The 19,147-nt window shown below is 34.1% G+C and carries 20 protein-coding genes; all 20 read left to right on the forward strand.

Annotated elements, in window-relative coordinates; translation table 11 throughout:
* Position 1 precedes the first annotated feature (1 nt).
* A complete protein-coding gene (locus tag AB671_RS04695) occupies positions 2–2,011 on the forward strand; it encodes an adenylate/guanylate cyclase domain-containing protein (protein WP_066678140.1) in 2,010 nt (669 codons plus the stop codon).
* Between the two features lie 186 nt (positions 2,012–2,197).
* Positions 2,198–2,782, forward strand: a complete 585-nt coding sequence (locus AB671_RS04700; protein ID WP_066678138.1) for an HD domain-containing protein — start codon at positions 2,198–2,200, stop codon at positions 2,780–2,782.
* Between the two features lie 7 nt (positions 2,783–2,789).
* On the forward strand, positions 2,790–3,671 hold the full coding sequence (locus tag AB671_RS04705; RefSeq protein WP_066678137.1) for a YitT family protein: 882 nt from the start codon (positions 2,790–2,792) through the stop codon (positions 3,669–3,671).
* Positions 3,672–3,963: 292 nt separating this feature from the next.
* The gene (locus AB671_RS04710) at positions 3,964–5,175 is read left to right on the forward strand and encodes a DUF763 domain-containing protein (RefSeq protein ID WP_066678135.1); all 1,212 of its coding nucleotides are present in this window, start codon (positions 3,964–3,966) and stop codon (positions 5,173–5,175) included.
* A 318-nt stretch (positions 5,176–5,493) separates the two neighbouring features.
* Positions 5,494–6,084, forward strand: coding sequence for a Crp/Fnr family transcriptional regulator (locus AB671_RS04715; RefSeq protein ID WP_066678155.1), 591 nt, complete (start codon positions 5,494–5,496; stop codon positions 6,082–6,084).
* Between the two features lie 76 nt (positions 6,085–6,160).
* Positions 6,161–6,574 carry a VOC family protein gene (locus AB671_RS04720; RefSeq protein WP_066678134.1) on the forward strand — a complete coding sequence of 138 codons (414 nt, stop codon included), beginning with the start codon at positions 6,161–6,163 and terminating at the stop codon, positions 6,572–6,574.
* A 35-nt stretch (positions 6,575–6,609) separates the two neighbouring features.
* Positions 6,610–7,017 carry a VOC family protein gene (locus AB671_RS04725; protein ID WP_066678133.1) on the forward strand — a complete coding sequence of 136 codons (408 nt, stop codon included), beginning with the start codon at positions 6,610–6,612 and terminating at the stop codon, positions 7,015–7,017.
* Positions 7,018–7,021: 4 nt separating this feature from the next.
* Positions 7,022–7,483: a hypothetical protein gene (locus AB671_RS04730; RefSeq protein ID WP_066678132.1), complete on the forward strand. Its 462-nt coding sequence runs from the start codon at positions 7,022–7,024 to the stop codon at positions 7,481–7,483.
* A gap of 62 nt (positions 7,484–7,545) precedes the next feature.
* The gene (locus AB671_RS04735; protein ID WP_066678131.1) at positions 7,546–8,070 is read left to right on the forward strand and encodes a hypothetical protein; all 525 of its coding nucleotides are present in this window, start codon (positions 7,546–7,548) and stop codon (positions 8,068–8,070) included.
* A gap of 167 nt (positions 8,071–8,237) precedes the next feature.
* Positions 8,238–8,669, forward strand: coding sequence for a VOC family protein (locus AB671_RS04740; RefSeq protein WP_066678129.1), 432 nt, complete (start codon positions 8,238–8,240; stop codon positions 8,667–8,669).
* 73 nt (positions 8,670–8,742) lie between these two features.
* Positions 8,743–9,156: an SRPBCC family protein gene (locus AB671_RS04745; protein WP_066678127.1), complete on the forward strand. Its 414-nt coding sequence runs from the start codon at positions 8,743–8,745 to the stop codon at positions 9,154–9,156.
* Positions 9,157–9,176: 20 nt separating this feature from the next.
* Positions 9,177–9,434, forward strand: a complete 258-nt coding sequence (locus AB671_RS04750; RefSeq protein WP_066678126.1) for a hypothetical protein — start codon at positions 9,177–9,179, stop codon at positions 9,432–9,434.
* A 66-nt stretch (positions 9,435–9,500) separates the two neighbouring features.
* Positions 9,501–10,364 (forward strand): VOC family protein, encoded by an 864-nt coding sequence (locus tag AB671_RS04755; RefSeq protein ID WP_066678154.1) that lies wholly within the window; start codon positions 9,501–9,503, stop codon positions 10,362–10,364.
* Positions 10,365–10,425: 61 nt separating this feature from the next.
* Entirely contained in the window at positions 10,426–10,854 is a 429-nt protein-coding gene (locus tag AB671_RS04760; protein WP_066678122.1) for an SRPBCC domain-containing protein, read from the forward strand.
* Between the two features lie 58 nt (positions 10,855–10,912).
* Positions 10,913–11,365, forward strand: a complete 453-nt coding sequence (locus AB671_RS04765) for an SRPBCC family protein (protein WP_066678120.1) — start codon at positions 10,913–10,915, stop codon at positions 11,363–11,365.
* A gap of 124 nt (positions 11,366–11,489) precedes the next feature.
* The gene (locus tag AB671_RS04770) at positions 11,490–11,948 is read left to right on the forward strand and encodes a DoxX family protein (protein WP_066678118.1); all 459 of its coding nucleotides are present in this window, start codon (positions 11,490–11,492) and stop codon (positions 11,946–11,948) included.
* Between the two features lie 121 nt (positions 11,949–12,069).
* Positions 12,070–13,497 (forward strand): adenylosuccinate lyase, encoded by a 1,428-nt coding sequence (purB, locus tag AB671_RS04775; protein ID WP_066678116.1) that lies wholly within the window; start codon positions 12,070–12,072, stop codon positions 13,495–13,497.
* A gap of 230 nt (positions 13,498–13,727) precedes the next feature.
* Positions 13,728–17,426, forward strand: a complete 3,699-nt coding sequence (locus AB671_RS04780) for a phosphoribosylformylglycinamidine synthase (protein ID WP_066678113.1) — start codon at positions 13,728–13,730, stop codon at positions 17,424–17,426.
* Between the two features lie 193 nt (positions 17,427–17,619).
* Positions 17,620–18,192 carry an RNA polymerase sigma factor gene (locus AB671_RS04785; protein WP_082987233.1) on the forward strand — a complete coding sequence of 191 codons (573 nt, stop codon included), beginning with the start codon at positions 17,620–17,622 and terminating at the stop codon, positions 18,190–18,192.
* Positions 18,176–19,018: a HEAT repeat domain-containing protein gene (locus AB671_RS04790; RefSeq protein WP_066678109.1), complete on the forward strand. Its 843-nt coding sequence runs from the start codon at positions 18,176–18,178 to the stop codon at positions 19,016–19,018. The genes AB671_RS04785 and AB671_RS04790 overlap by 17 nt, the downstream gene beginning before the upstream one ends.
* Positions 19,019–19,147 lie beyond the last annotated feature (129 nt).

Below are 19,147 nucleotides of genomic sequence, written 5' to 3' on the forward strand. Positions count from 1 at the left end.
TTTGAAAAAAAATATATTCTTTACATTTTTAATTTTTGCCTTTATTGCGCTGCAAAATTTATGTTTTGCACAAAATTCTCGTGAAAAGCCTGCCGTTTTTACCGAAAAGGAAATAAAGAACGGCGTAGAAATAGATGAACAGAGTAAATTCTTTGCAGGCGACAATCCCGCTTTTTCTTCTGTAGAATTTGATGACTCTAGCTGGAAAAACGTTAAGATTTCATCTAAAAAGAATTACACTAAAGATCAGCCCTATTGGATTAGGTATTATTTTAAAATCGATTCCACAATGATCAATGAGTCATTGTGTTTTGATGTGAAACAGGCGGGTGCTTCTGAGATTTATCTAAACGGTAAAAAAATTGAGACAATCGGCAAAATAGGTGATCCCAAGACCAGAGTATTTAAAATAAAAAATGAAGTTCCTCAGTTATTTTCATTAAATAATACAGATGTCAACGTTTTGGCTATTCGTTTTTTACCCATCGTTGGTGGTGAAAAAATAAGCATCAATTATAGTCCTGTAGCACTCGATATAGAGCTGGTTTCTGCCAACGAGTTTTTGGATCAAAATGTTAAAATGATGCGGGGGTTCAATTTTGTGACTATGCTCATCTGTGGTGTGTTTTCAGCTTTGGGATTCATCCATTTACTGTTGTTTTTATTTTACAGAAAGGCGATTTATAATCTTTATTTCTCCGCGTACAATCTATCCATCGGATTGCTGAGTTATATGGTTTTGTCAATTTACCAGATGACAGATCCGAAAAGTATAGAGATTTACGGTTTCTTTTCTTTCCTTGCGATACTTGTTTTTGGTGCTTCGCTTACTGGTTTTGTCAACACCTTATTTGGACGGAGTAAAATAAGACTAAAGATTATGCTTATTCTTGCTGCTTTGTTACTTATTCTCTATTATTTTTCTGTGAAAACAGCTTTTGGCCTTGTTACTTTTTATATATTTTTCGTTTGGTTTGAGTCATTATATCTCATCATTCGAGCGATGATAAGAAGAGAAAAATCAGCATTTATAGTGGGCGGTGGAATTCTTACTTTCTTTTTAATTATTATTTTAACCATCATTGCTAATATTTTAGATTCTTTAAATATTGCAATGCCCAAAATATTTTCGGGAGATGAATTTGGCATATTTATCTTAGTTCTTATTTTCGTAAGTTTTCCTATTTCTATCTCTGCTTATCTTGGATGGCAGTTTGCATCAACCAATTTAAGCTTAGTAAAACAGTTGGATGAAGTCAACCGACTTTCTGATATTAATTTAAAACAAGAGCAGGAAAAGCAGGAGATTCTTCAGGATCAAAATGATTTGCTTGAAAAACAGGTTGATGAACGAACTTTTGAATTGCAAAAAGAAAAGCAAAAAACTGAAAATTTATTGTTGAATATCCTTCCTCATGAAGTAGCTGAAGAATTAAAAGAAAACGGAAGCTCTGAAGCCAAATATTACGATGAAGTGACTGTTTTATTTACCGATTTTGTTAATTTTACCGAGAGTTCTGAGAAAATGGGTGCCGAAAAAATGTTGGTTGAACTCAATGAATGTTTTACCGCTTTCGATATGATTATGGAAAAGCATGGTTTAGAGAAAATAAAAACCATTGGTGATGCTTATTTGGCGGTTTGCGGATTGCCAATTAAAAATGAATGTCATGCCTACAAAACAGTTTTAGTGGCTTTAGATATTATTCATTTTATTGAAGAAAGAAAAAAAACTCATCCAGATGTTTTAGATATCAGAATCGGAATTAATTCAGGTTCTTTGATTGCCGGAATTGTAGGCGTGAAAAAATTCGCTTACGATATTTGGGGCGACACGGTAAATACGGCTGCAAGAATGGAACAGAACAGTGAAAAAGGAAAAATAAATATTTCAGAATCGACCTATCAATTGGTAAAAGAAAAAATAATTTGTGAATACAGAGGTAAAATTCACACCAAAGGAAAAGGGGATATGGATATGTATTTTGCGCTTGAAATCAAAACTGAATAAATAATTAATTAAACCACAAAAGCCATAAAATTTTTATTATAAGATCTATTCGGATTGTGATAAGAGCAGAAAGGAGACTATCTTATTTTTACTTTTTTGAACTTTCAAAGTAATTTTTAAAACTTTTAAAATTATTGTATTAGCTTTTGTGGTTAAAAATTGTAAACACATTTTCTATTTTAAAATATGGAATACGAAAAATTAAATAAACTCATATTAAAAAGACTCAGAGAAAATCTTCCTGAGCATCTTTCTTATCACAGTGTAATGCACGTAAAAGACGTTATCGATGCTGTAGAAAAAATTGCCAAATCTGAAGGAGTTAATGATGAAGACTTGGTATTGCTGAAAACCGCTGCTTTATTTCACGATACCGGATTTTTATTTGGATCAAAAAATCATGAAGAAAAGTCTTGTGAAATTGCTGCGGAATATCTGTTAGAATATGGCTTTTCGCAAGATCAGTTAGATAAAATCAAAGGAATGATCATGGCGACAAAAATTCCTCAGACTCCGAAAAATCATTTAGAACAAATTGTTGCCGATGCTGATTTGGATTATTTAGGTAGAGATGATTTTTTTGTGATTGGAGATAAATTATTCGAAGAACTTTCGATGTTTGGGATTGTCAATTCCGAGCGCGACTGGAATCTTTTACAGGAAAAGTTTTTGGAAAGCCATCATTATTTCACAGAAACAGCTATTAAGAACAGGAATCAAAAAAAACAGGATAACCTGAATATTATTAAAACAAAACTAAAAAACAACTGATCACTTTATGAGCTCAGCTTCAACTAAACATGGCCCGCTTTTTACTCTTTCAGATATTATTTATCTCGTTTTAGGAGTTATTTCTGCGAGTTTTGCTTTAAAATCTTTTCTGGTTCCTAATCACTTTTTAGATGGTGGTGTTACCGGTGTTTCACTTTTACTTCACGAAGTTTACCATTGGAATCTCGGAGTCGTTCTATTGGTTTTAAACTTACCATTTATCATTCTGGCGTACTTTCAAATCGGAAAACACTTTGCGATCAGAAGCTTTTTAACGATTTTACTAATCATCATCACCATTTTTTTCGTCCCTTTTCCGGAAGTGACCCATGACAAATTATTGGTCGCCGTGTTTGGCGGATTTTTCATGGGAATTGGAATCGGTTTATCTATGCGAGGTGGCGGAACTTTCGACGGAATGGAAGTTTTAGCCTTATTAACATTCAAAAAAAGCAGTTTTAGCATTACCGAAATTATTTTAGGAATGAATGTGATTATCTTTACCATCGCAACCGTTTTTCTTAAATTTGAAACAGCTTTGTATGCAATTATGACGTATCTCGTGGCTAGTCAGATTACCAAATATGTAATTGAAGGGATTGAAGCCTACACTGGCGTAACCATCGTTTCTGCAAACAGTGAAGAAATCAAAAAAGCTTTGGTTTTAACGATGAATAGAGGAATTACGGTGTACAAAGGTGAAAGAGGTTTTATGAAAGAATCTTTTGAGCAAAGTGCCGAAGCAGATATTATTTTTACCATTGTCACCAGATTGGAAGTTAGAAAACTACAGAATATCGTTCGTTCAATCGATCCGAAAGCATTTATTTTTACACAGACCGTAAGAGAACCTCAAGGTGGAATTGTAAAGGAAATTATAAAGCATTAAAATTTTAAATCAATATTTTATATTGCCTTGTGAAATTATATTTCGCAAGGCTTTTTTGTTAATTTTAAATTGAAATGGTAAAAAGAATCGTAGCGTTCAGAAAACTGGTTAATATTCTTTCACATCAATAATTTTAATATTATTCAATTGATTTTGTTAAAATTTCCCATTAAAAAATAAAAATGTTAAAGCCTTATGTATTTCAATTGTAAGGCTTTAATTTTGCCTATCAACTATCAACTATCAACTATCAACTATCAACTATCAACTATTAACTATCAACTATAAATAAATGAAACGTTCCGGAACCGCAACTTTACCACTTCACTACGGAAAAGTACCGCCTTGGCTTTATGAAAGAATGGCTGTACTCGGGCTTTCTATTGTTGAAGTAATGCTTGCAGATTACGGAAAAAATGAAGTTCTTCGAAGATTGGCAGATCCTTTTTGGTTTCAAAGTTTTGGTGCAGTGATGGGAATGGATTGGCATTCTTCAGGAATCACAACTTCAGTAATGGGAGCTTTAAAACGTAGCATTAATCCAAATTCTAAAGAACTTGGAATTTATATTTGTGGCGGAAAAGGAAAACTTTCTAAAGAAACTCCGAACGAACTTCTCGTCATCGCTGATAAAACCGGATTAGATGGAAACGAATTAGTTCGGGCAAGCAAACTTTCTGCAAAAGTTGATAATACTGCGATTCAGGATGGTTATCAGTTATATCTTCATAATTTTATTGTTTCTGATAAAGGAAATTGGGCAGTTGTACAGCAAGGAATGAATGATTCTGATGGTACAGCGCGCCGTTACCATTGGCATTCTGAAAATATGGAATCTTTTGTTGATGAACCTCACAAAGGAATTCAGGGAATTAATCGTGGAAATATTCTGAATCTTACAGCAAATGAAGCTAAGGAAAGTCGTAAAGGAATTTTAGAAATCTCACATACCAATTCCGAAAAGATTATGCAGGATTTTGCCAATTTAATTTTGCCGGCTCATCATGATGTTCGCGCTTCGGATGTTGATTTAAAAAAGCTCGGAACACTTTTATATATGACAAGAGAAAATCAGCCTGAAAATTTTGAAGAATTGCTTTTAATGAAAGGAGTAGGACCACGAACTTTACAGAGCCTTGCTTTGGTAAGTGAAGTCATTCATGGTGCACCTTCAAGATTCAGAGATCCTGCGAGATTTTCTTTTGTACACGGCGGAAAAGACGGCCATCCGTTTCCCGTTCCCATTAACGTTTATGATGAAACAATCTTAATTTTACAAAAAGGGATTGAAAAATCTAAATTGGGAAATTCAGATAAGCTGCAATCCATCAATAAACTTCACACGATTATTGCAGAAGCCGAGAAAAATTTTACTCCGGATTTTGATATTAATGAAGTCATTGAGGAAGAACGCCAAAACTCATGGAAATTTGGTGGGAAAACAGTATTCGGTGACGCTGAAAAGCCATCAAAACCAAAACCGATTCAGCTTTCTTTGTTTTAGATTTAACTGACTGAAATTCAATTAAATTAACCCTGTGTTTTTCAATGGTAAGTTTCTTCATTAACGTATAGTTTGTCATTCCGGAGGAATCTAAGCAAAGAATTGATATTAAATAGTTGAGATTCCCGCAGAATAACAAAATGAATATTTAAATTTGATAATTCCTTTCAAAAGATAAGTAAACCTCAAAAGAGGTTTCAAAAACTAATGTGTTCTTCTTTGTAGTTTAAAAATAAACTTAAAAACACTAATGTGTTAAAAAAATCACATTTAATTCCAATAAAAATTTTAATTTTAAAATCTCAAAATATTAATTGGATGACCAGCAAAGCCTTCGACGTTTATCGTGATTTTCCTTTTTTCTTTCAAGAAGAACTTGATGAAATTATTCAGAAGCACGAAAAAGTAGTTTTCCAAAAAGGGGAAGCTATTCTTCAGGAAGGCAAAATGGCCAACGAATATTATATTTTAGAAAAAGGTTTGGCGCGTTCTTTTGTCAATGATTTCAACGGAAATGACGTAACAACAAACTTCTTTACAGAAAACGAAATTATCATCGATGTTTCTTCATTATTTCAAAGAATTCCCACTCAGGAAAATATCGTCTGCATTACAGATTGCGAATGTTGGAAACTTGATTTTGATGTTTTTCAGGAGTTGTTTCATAAAATTCCGAACCTCAGAGAATGGGGAAGAGCCTGGATGTCTCAACAGCTTTTTTTATATAAACAACGTTCGGTAGAGATGTTTACGCTTTCTGCAACCAAACGTTACCTTCATCTTTTAGAGCAAAAATCTCAGGTGATACAATTTGCACCTTTAAAACAAATTGCTTCCTATCTTGGAATTACAGACACTTCATTAAGTAGAATTCGCAAAGAAATAGTATCTCATCCGAAGAAAAATTAAATCTTGTCTTATGGCAAGTTGATTTTCGCAATGACTTGGTAATTTTGGTTAAAAGTTTAACATCAAAAATTGCAAAATGGAAATCAATCAAATTTACGTAAACCTTCCCGTTACAGATGTTCAGAAAACGAGAGAATTCTGGACAAAACTAGGTTTTTCAATCAACGAACAATTTTCCGATGAAAAAGCGATTTGTGTAATCATGAAACAAGATCATATTTACACCATGTTTTTAAAAGAAGAGTTTTTTCAAACTTTTACAGACAGACCCGTTGCAAAAGGAGATACCACTCAAACGCTTCTTGCGATTGGCGTAAACAGTCGTGAAGAAGTTGATGAAATGGTGAAAACTGCTACAGAAAATGGAGGTTCAAAATACAGTGAACCAATAGATTATGGTTGGATGTATCAGAAAACTTTTTCAGATCTAGATGGTCATCAGTGGGAAATACTTTTTTCAGATATGTCTCAGCTTCCTGCAGAATTTTAACTTTTCACATTTAACCTAAATAAAAAATTGAAAAAATGAAAGTCAATCAGATTTACGTGAATCTTCCGGTGAAAGATATTCAGAAAACAAAAGAGTTTTGGGTGAATGTTGGATTCTCCATTAACAAACAGTTTTCAGACGATAAAGCAGTTTGTGTTATGTTGAACGATACTATTTACGTCATGTTTTTAACGGAAGAATATTTTCAGACTTTTTCAGAAAGACCGGTTCCGAATGGCGATACTACACAAGTTTTGGTTGCAATCGGTTTAAACAGTCGTGAAGAAGTGGATGAAGTTGTAAATGCTGCGGTAGCGAATGGAGCTTATCAACATGAAGAACCACAAGATTACGGATGGATGTATCAAAATTCTTTTTGGGACATCAACGGACATGGTTGGAATGTTACTTTTGCAGATATGTCGCAAATGCCTCAAGAATAATTAAATGGAAACACAATCAAACGATATTAAAATCCTAAAGTTTCTGATATTCAGTAATTACAAAGTGATTTCGATGAATATCAATGATATTTCAAACGAAGAAGCAATGATCTTTCCTAATGGCGAAGCGAATTGTATGAATTGGATCTTAGGACATTTAATTTACATAAGAAATGTTTTTCTGAATGTTTTGGGTGAAGAGTCAGTTTGGGATAACGAAAAATTTTCATGCTACAACATAGGAGAAATTCCTTTGAACAGGAAAGATGAATTTGTAAGTTTTGAAGAACTAAGATCGTACTTAAAAGAATCTCAGAATAAGTTTGAAGTGAAACTTAACAGTCTTGAAAGCCTTGATCCTGCAATAGTTAATGACGTTTCAGGATTATCTCTTCACGAAATTTATCACAGCGGTCAATTCGGATATCTCCGAAGGATCTTAGGAAAACCCGGAGCGGTAAAATAAATCTGGGAGGGAAATTTTAACAATAATTCATAGAATTTACAAAACAACATTAAACTAACATAATGGACACCCCAAAATCATCAAAATTAGAAATCATCATTCCTGCATTTCGAGGACACAGTCAGAACTTTCTGATGGTTCTTGAGGGAATTTCAGAAGAAGACGCTCTGAAAAGAATTGAAAACAGAACAAACCACATCGTTTGGATGGTTGGTAATTTTCTCGATATGCGTTATGCAATGGGAAGCATACTCGGTTTAAATGAAGAATTTGAATTTAAAGATCTTTTCTTTCAGGGAAAAGCATTAGATCCAAACTTAGAATATCCTTCCTTACAGCAGCTGAAAGATTCTTTTCATAAAATTTCGCCTCTTGTTTATCAGAAATTATTGGAAGCTTCAGACGAAGATCTGGCAAAAGCTTTTCCAATGGGAATGAATATCGAATTTTTCCCTGAAAATGTGCTCAATTTCGTAGGAATGTGCATCGGTCGTGAAGATTATCTCTGTGGACAGATTGGATTGATGCGTAGAATTCTCAATTATGAAGGAATGAAATACGATTTTGACGAGAATATGAAATATTAAATTCCTTTTAGCGCTTATAATATTTTCTGAGTGAAATCGAATGCCCTACGATTTCAGACACTTTTGCGAACGAAAAATGTTTTCAAATACTTTAAAGAAAATCTTTGCGCTCTTTGCGTTAAAAAAAATTAAGATTATAATAAAACTAACTTTTAAAAATAAAAATCATGGCAAAATTAAATCCGTACCTGAATTTTGATGGTACAGCAGAAAAAGCATTTACATTTTACAAAACGGTTTTCGGTGGAGAATTCGTTGGAGAAATTTACAGAATGGGCAATGCTCCCGGAACTGAAAATCTATCGGATGAAGAAAAAAACAGAGTCATGCACATTGCGCTTCCTATTGGGGGCGACCTTTTGATGGCTTCAGATATTATACCGTCATTCGGACAAAACTTAACCGTTGGAAATAATAATTACGTTTCAGTATTTCCGGATTCCAGAGAAGATGCAGACAGAATCTTTAAAGGACTTTCCGAAGAAGGTAATATTGAAATGCCACTTGAAGACCAATTTTGGGGAGACTATTTTGGTAGCTTTCAGGATAAATTTGGTGTACATTGGATGATTAATTATAATGAAGAATACACAAAATAGTTTTATATTTAATTAATGAAAGGGTAAATGTTGAGTTTACCCTTCTTTTTACACCTTAAAAACAAAATATTAAATGGATAAAGTTAAAATTGATATTACGATACTGACACCAGTAGAAAAAGTTTGGGATTATTTTAATGGTCCAAAACATATTACCAAATGGAATTTTGCACACGAAAGTTGGTATTGCCCAAAATCTGAAAATGATTTGAAGGTCGGTGGGAAATTCAATAATAGAATGGAAGCGAGAGATGGCAGCTTTGGATTTGATTTTATAGGAATTTACGATGAAGTGATTCCGAATGAAAGAATAAAATATCACATTGAAGACGGAAGAGAGGTAGAAGTAATCTTTGAAAAAATTGACGAAAATACGACCAAAGTAACCCAGGTTTTTGATCCTGAAAAACAAAACTCAGTTGAGATGCAGCGAGAAGGATGGTATGCGATTCTCAACAATTTTCATAAATATGTAGAAAACCATTAAACTTAAAAAAACGTGTAATCATGATCAATTTGGTAATAATGGCAAAATGTTTAAAGCCTATTTGTACTGAGAATCATGTTGTGGAAAACAAATTTTTACAGGGTATTATAGCAATGCCTGCAAGAAGAGCGCTCGAAATAAAGCAAATAGATTCTCTCACAAAACTGTCAGATTATTCTGAAAAAGAAGTAATGAAATTTCACGGTTTCGGAAAAAATACGATCTCGAAACTAAAAAACTATATGAAAGAAAATAATTTTTCTTTTAAAGATCAATAAAACAAATTGAGGCTCAGAAAAAGAGGTTCAGAAAAATATTTAATAGATCCTAAATTTTTTAAAAAAATGAATAACAATATTTTCCCGTGTTTATGGTATGATGGTGATGCCAAACGATCTGCAGAGTTTTATTGCAAAATATTCGACGGAAAAATTACAGCAGATACTCCGATGGTTTTAAATATCGAACTTTTCGGACAAAAGTTAATGCTGTTAAATGGCGGTCCACACTTTGAAAAAAATGCTTCAGTTTCGTTTATGGTGATGTGTGAAACTGAAGATGAAGTTCAGAAATATTGGAGTCAATTAGAAGACGGGGGGATTGTGTTGATGGCGTTAGATTCTTATCCTTGGAGCAAAAAATACGGTTGGATCCGGGATAAATTTGGCGTTACTTGGCAATTATATTTAGGTGAAAAGAAAAGCGAACAAAGAATTATTCCGACTTTAATGTTTATTCATCAAAATAACGGAAAAGCATTGGAAGCCATGGAATTGTATACAGAAACTTTCCCTAATTCAAAAATAGAAAGCGTTCTGAAATATGGAGAAGGAGTAAATGATGAAAATCACGAAGTTCCAGAAAACGTACAGCACGCTCATTTTGAAATTGACGGTTATTCGATGTTTTGTATGGATAATTCTTACGACCATAAATTTGATTTCAATGAAGGGATTTCAATGGTCATTATGACAGAAAACCAGGAAGAAACAGATTATCTTTGGAATTCGTTAACAGCAGATGGCGGAAGAGAAAGTATGTGTGGCTGGCTGAAAGATAAATTCGGAATGAGCTGGCAAATTGTACCCAAAAGATTGATAGAACTGATGAGTGATCCAGATCAGTTGAAAGCTCAAAAAGTAGTACAGGCAATGATGAAAATGCAGAGAATTGTGATTAAAGATTTAGAAGAAGCTTATAATTCTTAAAATTTTAGGTAATGGCGTTGCTTTTGTTGTAAAATAAACGCCTAAACCTAAAAATTAAAATATGGAAATTTTAGAATTCGAAATAAAAATCAATGCAAGTCCAGAAAAAATATGGACGGTTCTTTGGGACGACATGCATTATAGACAATGGACCTCAGCGTTTACGAAAGGCTCTTTTTATGTAGGAACTTGGGATGAAGACAGTATTATTAAATTTTTTGATCCCAATAACAACGGAATGTACAGCCGTGTTTTAAAAAATGATCCCAATAAAGAGATGACTTTTCTACATTTAGGGGAAATTTACGATGGTATAGAAGTTCCACAAGATTGGGGTGATGCCACGGAAACTTATACATTAGAGGAAACTGAAGAGGAAACAATATTAAAAGCCACCATTAAATCTTCACCAGAATTCAAGGACTTTTTTGAAGAAAAATTCCCTGCAGCACTTCAGAATGTGAAAAATTTGGCTGAAAATCAGCTTTGATTTATTAGAAAGACACCATTGTTTTTTACCAAAATTACACCCCAAAAAAATCATTATTATGGAAAACTTATCATACAATATCATTATTGATGCCCCAAAACAAAAAATATGGGACGTTTTGTGGACTCCCGAAACGTACAGTGAATGGACAAAATTTTTCAATCCTAAATCAATTTCATTGATGAGATCGGATTGGAAAGTCGGCGGAAAGACCTATTTTACAAATACCGAAGGCGAAGGAATGGTTTCCACGATCGATAGTCTGGAAAAACCTGATCAAATTGTTTTTAAACATTTGGGAATGGTAGATAAAGACGGAAATGAAGACACTCAAAGCAAAGAAGTGATGGAGTGGAACGGTTCTTTCGAAAAATATTTCCTGATCTCGCTTGATGATGGAACGGTAAAACTTCAGGCAGAAGTTCAGGCTGAGAGCGAATGGAAAGACCACATGAATGAGGGTTTTACAAAAGGTTTACAGATCGTGAAAGATCTTGCCGAATCAAAATAATATGAATCGAATAGTATATATCAAGAGGTTTTTACAGGAAACCTCTTTTTTTATTTAACTTTAAAAAATATTCTCGATCATCTGTGGAAATCTGTTATATCTGTGGGAGTCTAAAACAATTATCATGAAACTACTGGCAATTCTTTTTATTACATTCATTTTAGCGCTACTGGGCACAAAAATATTTCAGGGAAATTGGGATCTATTATTTTCTGGAAATCTCGGAATGGCGGTTTTTATGCTATTCACAGGTTTTGCCCATTTTAAATTTCAGAAAGGAATGGCTTTAATGATTCCTGAGTTTATTCCGGCAAAACTATTTTGGGTCTATTTTACAGGCTTGATCGAAATTGCTGCTGCAATTGGCTTAATGATTCCTTCAATTCGTGAACTTACTTCAATTTTATTGATTATCTTTTTTGTGTTAGTATTTATTGCAAATATCGATTCATCAAGAAAGAAAGTTAATCTTTTTAAAGCAGATTATTCTGGTCCGGGAATGAGCTATCTGTATAAAGAAAGAATTCCGATGCAGGTCATTTTAATAGCCTGGACTTGGTATTTTGGAATTTATCTGAACTGAAAATAAGTTTTAAATCCATTAAAATAACTTTGATATAAACAAAACTTAAAACCAACATCACAATTTTTCTCTCTCACCGAAAATCCTTATTTTTGCATATCTAAAAAGTAAAAGTAAAGAAATGAATTCCTACAAAAATCCATTGGAAGAGCGTTACTCCAGTGAAGAAATGTTATTTAACTTTTCTCATAACAACAAATTCCAGAATTGGAGAAAACTTTGGATCGCCCTTGCTGAAATCGAAAAAGACCTTGGTCTTGAAATTACAGACGAGCAAATCGCTGAGTTAAAAGCTAATGTTGATAATATCGATTACGATAAAGCAGCAGAATACGAGAAAAAATTCCGTCATGATGTAATGGCTCACGTTCACGCTTATGGTGACGTTGCGCCTTCTGCAAAAGGAATTATCCACTTGGGAGCTACTTCAGCGTTTGTAGGAGACAATACAGATTTAATTCAAATCCGTGACGGACTTTTAATTTTAAAGAAAAAGTTGGTTAACGTGATGAAAAATCTTTCTGATTTTGCTATTCAGTATAAAGATTTACCGACTTTAGGATTTACACATTTCCAACCGGCTCAGTTAACAACTGTTGGAAAAAGAGCAACACTTTGGTTACAGAGTTTGGTTCTGGACATCGAAGAACTTGATTTCTTCCTAGAAACTCTACGTTTTAGAGGGGTTAAAGGAACAACTGGAACTGCAGCAAGTTTCCTAGAGCTTTTCAACGGTGATTATTCTAAAGTAAAACATTTAGATAAAGAATTGTCAAAAAGATTCGGTTTCGAAAAAGTTTTCGGAGTTTCTGGTCAGACTTACGACAGAAAGATTGATGCTAAAGTGGTGGCTTTATTAGGAAATATTGCTCAATCTGCACATAAATTTACAAACGATTTACGTCTTCTTCAGAATTTGAAAGAAATTGAAGAACCATTCGAGAAAAACCAAATCGGTTCATCTGCAATGGCTTACAAGCGTAATCCGATGAGAAGCGAAAGAATTGGAGCATTGGCAAAATATGTAATGTCTTTAACGACTAGTTCTGCGATGGTGGCTTCAACACAATGGTTTGAAAGAACTTTAGATGATTCTGCAAACAAGAGATTAACAATTCCTCAGGCTTTCTTGGCTGTTGATGCGATTCTATTAATTTGGAACAACATCATGAACGGAATCGTGGTGTATCCAAACAGAATCAACAAACATATTATGGAAGAACTTCCTTTCATGGCGACAGAATACATCATCATGGAAGAAGTGAAAGCTGGGGGAGACCGTCAGGAAATTCACGAAGTGATCAGGGTTCATTCTATGGAAGCGTCTAAGAAAGTGAAAGAAGAAGGTAAAGAAAACGACCTTATCGAAAGGATCTTAAATGACGATTCATTAAAGCTAGACAAATCAAAATTAAAAGAAGTTCTTGATCCTAAAAACTTCATTGGTTTTGCACCAATTCAGACGGAAGAATTCATTGCCAATGAAGTTCAGCCGATAATTGACGCAAACAAAGATCTGATAGGATTAGAAGCTGATCTTAAAGTATAAATGATATGCAGTCTTTTCGGCTGCATTTTTTACTTTGTTGACTTTAAGATTTGACAAAGTTTGAGAAACGCTGAATTTTTTATGGCAGCTTTATCCGCCTTCCGCTCCCGCTTTTTGCCTACACTTCGTTTCGGCAAAAGAGCTCCGCTCAAGTCGGGCTGCAAAGTGGGGTTGCCAAAATAAATTTCAGTTTAAAATATAAAATAAATCTAATAAATATCTGACATCTAATGTCTAATAACAAAAGAATTTTCGTAGAAAAAAGAGGTATTTTCGATGTAGAAAGTCCAAAAATTTTTGATGAAGTAAAAGCGGTGGTTCCGTCTATCCAAAGCGTAAAAGTGTATAACGTTTACGATATTTTTGGATTAAATGATGGTGAATTCGAAAAAGTAGTAAACAGCACTTTCGTAGATCCGGTTACTGATATTTTAATCGAAGAAAACCCTGCACAGGGAACTCATTTCGCATTAGAATTTTTACCGGGACAATACGATCAGCGTGCTGATTCTGCACAACAGTGTATTGCTTTACTGACTGAAAATGAGAAGTCTAAAGTAAGAAGCGGTAAACTTATCGAATTCGAAGGAGTTTCCGAATCTGACTTAGTTAAAATCAAAGACCTTTTAATCAATAAAGTAGAATCTCAGGAGAAAGATTTATCAACTTTAAATATTCCTGCGGAAGAAACGCCGTCAAAAGTGATTGTTCATGAAGGTTTTATCAATTTTGATGATGCTCAGCTTGAAGAATTCTTTAACAATCACGGTTTTGCTTTAGGATTGGATGATTTGAAATTCATTCAGGAATATTTTAAAACTGAACAGAGAAATCCTACGGAAACTGAACTTAAAGTTTTAGACACGTATTGGAGCGACCACTGTCGTCACACAACGTTTGAAACAGAATTGTCAAATATTGAATTTGAAGGACAGTTTAAACATACATTGGAAACTATTTTCAATGATTATATTGAAAAAAGAAAATTCTTAGGACGCGAATTGAAACCAATCTCTTTAATGGATTTGGCGACCGTTTGCGGAAGATATTTTAGTAAAACCGGAAAGCTTGATAACTTGGTAGTTTCAGACGAGATTAACGCTTGTACAATACAGATCGAAGCTGAATACGACGGTAAAAAAGAACCTTGGTATTTATTATTCAAAAACGAAACACACAATCACCCAACAGAAATTGAACCTTTTGGTGGTGCTTCAACATGTTTAGGTGGCGCGATCAGAGACCCTTTGTCTGGACGTTCTTTTGTTTTTCAGGCAATGAGATTAACGGGTGCAGCTGATGTGTTGGAATCTGTTGATAAAACTTTACCAGGAAAATTACCTCAAAAAACAATCACAAAACAGGCTGCAAACGGATATTCTTCTTACGGTAACCAAATCGGTTTGGCAACTACAATGGTTTCTGAGATCTATGACGAAGGCTACAAAGCAAAAAGAATGGAAGTTGGTTTCGTTGCCGGAGCGGTTCCTGTGGATTGGGTAAGACGTGAAAAGCCTGAAGCTGGTGATTCTATCATCATTTTAGGTGGTGCAACGGGTCGTGACGGAGTTGGTGGAGCAAGCGGAAGTTCGAAAGAACAGGACGAAACCTCTATCCACACGATGAGTTCTGAAGTTCAGAAAGGAAATGCAGTGGAAGAACGTAAAATCCAGAGATTGTTCAGAAATCCTGAAGTAACGAGACTGATTAAAAAATCGAATGATTTCGGAGCGGGTGGAGTTTCTGTAGCAATTGGTGAGATCGCTGATTCTTTGGAAGTTAACTTGGATGTTTTACCATTAAAATATGAAGGTTTGAACGGAACCGAGCTTGCTATTTCAGAATCTCAGGAAAGAATGGCGGTTGTGGTTGAACCAAAAGATAAAGAGCAGTTCATCAAATTCTGTGAAGCTGAAAACATTGTAGCTGTTGAAGTTGCAAAAGTGACAGATTCAGGAAGAATGCAGATGTTCTGGAAAGGTGATAAGATTGTTGACCTTTCAAGAGAGTTTTTGGATACAAACGGTTGTTCTAAAAGCCAAGAAGTTAAGATCACACATCTTAATGAATTGAAAGAAGAAGCACAGACTTTTAACGAAGAAAATTTCTTAAAAATATTAAGTGATAAAAATGTTGCTTCTCAAAAAGGTTTGTTGGAAATGTTCGATTCATCAATTGGTGCGACTACAGTTGCAATGCCTTTAGGTGGAAAATATCAGCAGACTTTGATGGAAGGAAGCGTTCAGACGTTGCCGATTTTAGGAGCAAAAGACATCGAAACGGTTTCTTTGGCAAGTTGGGGATTTGATGCTGAAATTTCAAAGCAAAACTCATTGTTTGGAGCTTCTTATGCAGTGGTTGAAAGTGTTGCGAAGATCGTTGCGATGGGTGGCGATTATAAAAATATCAGATTCAGTTTCCAGGAATATTTTGAGAAATTAGGTCAGAATCCAGAAAAGTGGGGTAAGCCTTTGGCGTCTCTTTTGGGGGCGTATGATGCTCAAATCAATTTTGGTCTAGCTGCGATTGGAGGTAAAGATTCAATGAGTGGAACATACCAGGATTTGAATGTTCCACCAACGTTAATTTCTTTCGCTTGTGCTAATGGAGAAAAGAAAAATATCATCTCTCCTGAATTTAAACAGGCAGGAAATAAACTCTATTTCTTCAATCATATTCCGCAGGAAAACGGACTTCCAAACTATGATAAATTGAAAGATGTTTACGAACTTATTTTCGAAAATATCAAAGCTGGAAAAGTAGTTTCTGTGAAGACTATTAAAGAAGGCGGAGTTGCAGTTGCTTTAGCAAAAATGAGTTTCGGAAACAGATTGGGAGTTGAAATAAATGTTACTAATGAGAACGTTTTATTAGCTAAAAACATTGGAAGTTTAATCATCGAATCTACTGAAGAATTAAGTTCTGTTTTACTTCAATTAATAGGTGAAGTTAAAAATTCAAATATTTTGAAAATCAGTAATTTGAATTTTGAAATCGAAAAATTACTTGAAGCAAATACGAAAACTTTTGAAAACCTTTTCTCAACGATTGAAAAAGAAAAAATCGTGGTTGAATTAGATTCAAAACTGAACTCAATCAACCCAAGAAATATCATCATTAAGAAACACGGAATCGCTCAGCCAAGAGTTTTTGCACCGGTTTTCCCAGGGACAAATTGCGAGTACGATACGCTGAATGCATTCCAAAAAGAAGGTGCAATTGTAAGCAGTTTACCTTTAATCAATATCAATCATCAATTGCTTGACGAAAGCATCGATGCGTGGGTAGAAGAAATTAAACAGTCGCAAATTTTAGCATTCTCTGGAGGGTTTTCTGCAGGTGACGAACCAGATGGTTCTGCTAAGTTTATCGTGAATGTTTTGAAGAACGAAAAGATGAAAAATGCCGTTCACGAATTGCTTGACAGAGACGGAATGATTATCGGAATTTGCAACGGTTTCCAGGCGTTGGTGAAGTCAGGATTACTGCCCTATGGAAGGATCAAAGATTTGGATGAGAATTCTCCGACGTTGGCTCATAATGCAATCAGAAGACACATTTCTCAAATGGTCAATGTGAAAGTATTAAATGATGAATCGCCTTGGTTGAAAGGAATGAAAGACCAAGTTTTCACAATTCCAATTTCTCACGGTGAGGGTCGTTTTATGGCTTCGAAAGAAGAAATTCAGAAATTGTATGAGAACGGACAGATTGCTACTCAATATTTAGATTTAGATGGAAACATCGCTCACGGAATGCCGTTCAATCCAAATAACTCATTATTCGGAATTGAAGGAATCACAAGTCCGTGTGGAAAAATCTATGGTAGAATGGGGCATCCTGAACGTTTCGCAGAAGGATTAATGAAAAACATTCCAACAGCGAATTATCACAATATCTTTAAAAACGGAGTGGAATACTTTAAATAGATTATTGAGGCTTTTTAAAGGCTAAAATATTTTTAAATAAATAATAAGAAAATGACTGTCATTAATGGCAGTCATTTTTTATTTGAAGACTTTCAATGATTTTTTTAATAAAATCGAAAAAAAATAAAATAAATTGCAACATTCACGATGTGATTGCGTCTATTAGATAGAAACGATAAACGACTAATAATTTTTGAAAACAAAAACAGTAAATATCAGTGATAGGGAATTGTTGGAGCTATGCGGTTCCGGAAACAATTCCGGATATTCTCTGCTTTATCAGCGCTATTCTAAGGCTGCTTTCAATTCAATATTTCGTATTGTAAATGATAGGGAAGATGCAGAAGACATTCTTCAGGAAGTTTTTGTAAAAGTATTCTCGGAGATAAAATCTTTAAAAAATACAGATAGTTTCGGAGGGTGGGTTAAGCGAATTGCAATCAATCATTCACTGAATTTCCTCAGAAAAAAGAAAGTCTATTTTTCTGAAATTGAAGACGATAAAATGTTGGATGATAAAGATGATGAACTGGAAGAGAAACGGGCTTTAGAATTCCGTATAGAAGAGCTTCAGAATGCTATTGCAGAGCTTCCGGTGCAAATCAGAACCATTGTGAATCTTCTTCTGTTTGAAGACATGCCACAGGAAGAAATAGCAAAAAGTTTAAATATTCCGGCAGGTACGGTAAGAAGCTATTATCACCGTGCTAAAAAGAAAATTTTTGAAAAACTAACTCAAAAAAGTCAAAATGAAAGATTCGCTTAAAAAATATATTCAAGACCACCGTGAGGAGTTTGATACGCTCGAAGTTCCGGAAGATACGTTTGATAAAATAATGTTAAGATTAAATGAGACAGCCGTTTCTGAAGAAAAAATCACTCCATTATTTTCGTGGAAAAAATGGAGTGCCGCTGCTTCTGTAGTTATAATTTTTAGTATTGGACTTTATGCTTTTTGGAATCAAAAAGAAGGTGAAAAAACAAGGATTGCAGTTCATGAAAAACTTAAGGAAGATGAAAGTAAAGTTGATGTTTTAAATCAAAAAAATGAGTTGGAAACTGTAAAAATAGAAACTGTAATACAACAAAATACAGGTAAAGCTTTCACGCAAAATAATTCAGATCATTCACAGAAAATAGTAGAAACTAAAAGTCTTGCCCAGAATGATGATCTTGAGAGTGAAAGTAATTTTGACGAGCTGAAAGCTTTAGAATTGATAAATGATCAGCATTCAGCAAGTTCAAGGCTACGAGGAATTAATCTACTGAAGAGTTTTTCAGCTTCTGATGAAAAAATTATCAATATTTTATCTGAAAAAGCACTTTCGGATGAAAATACAAATGTAAGATTAGCTGCTGTTGAAGCTTTATCTGTACATATTGAAAATACAGAGGTTAGTGAAAATATTCGACAGATTTTTCTCAATCAAGATGACCCTATCGTACAAAAAGAACTTATTGCGATTTTAACTGAGAAAAATCCATCCCAACTTAACAGAGAAGTTAATGCAAAGTTGAAGGAACTTACTCTTGATCCTACAACAGCCGTTTTCGTAAAAGACGAAGCATATGCGGTTTTAATGAGATATTAAAAGCTTTTATATATAAACAAGTAAATTATTTAACAAATTAAACATTATGAAATCGCCATTATTAGAAATTATAAACACGTGTGATGGTACAGCGATAACATATGACAATTAAAAAAAACAATAAAAATC

Source organism: Chryseobacterium sp. BGARF1 (assembly GCF_001677955.1).
Classification (GTDB): domain Bacteria; phylum Bacteroidota; class Bacteroidia; order Flavobacteriales; family Weeksellaceae; genus Chryseobacterium.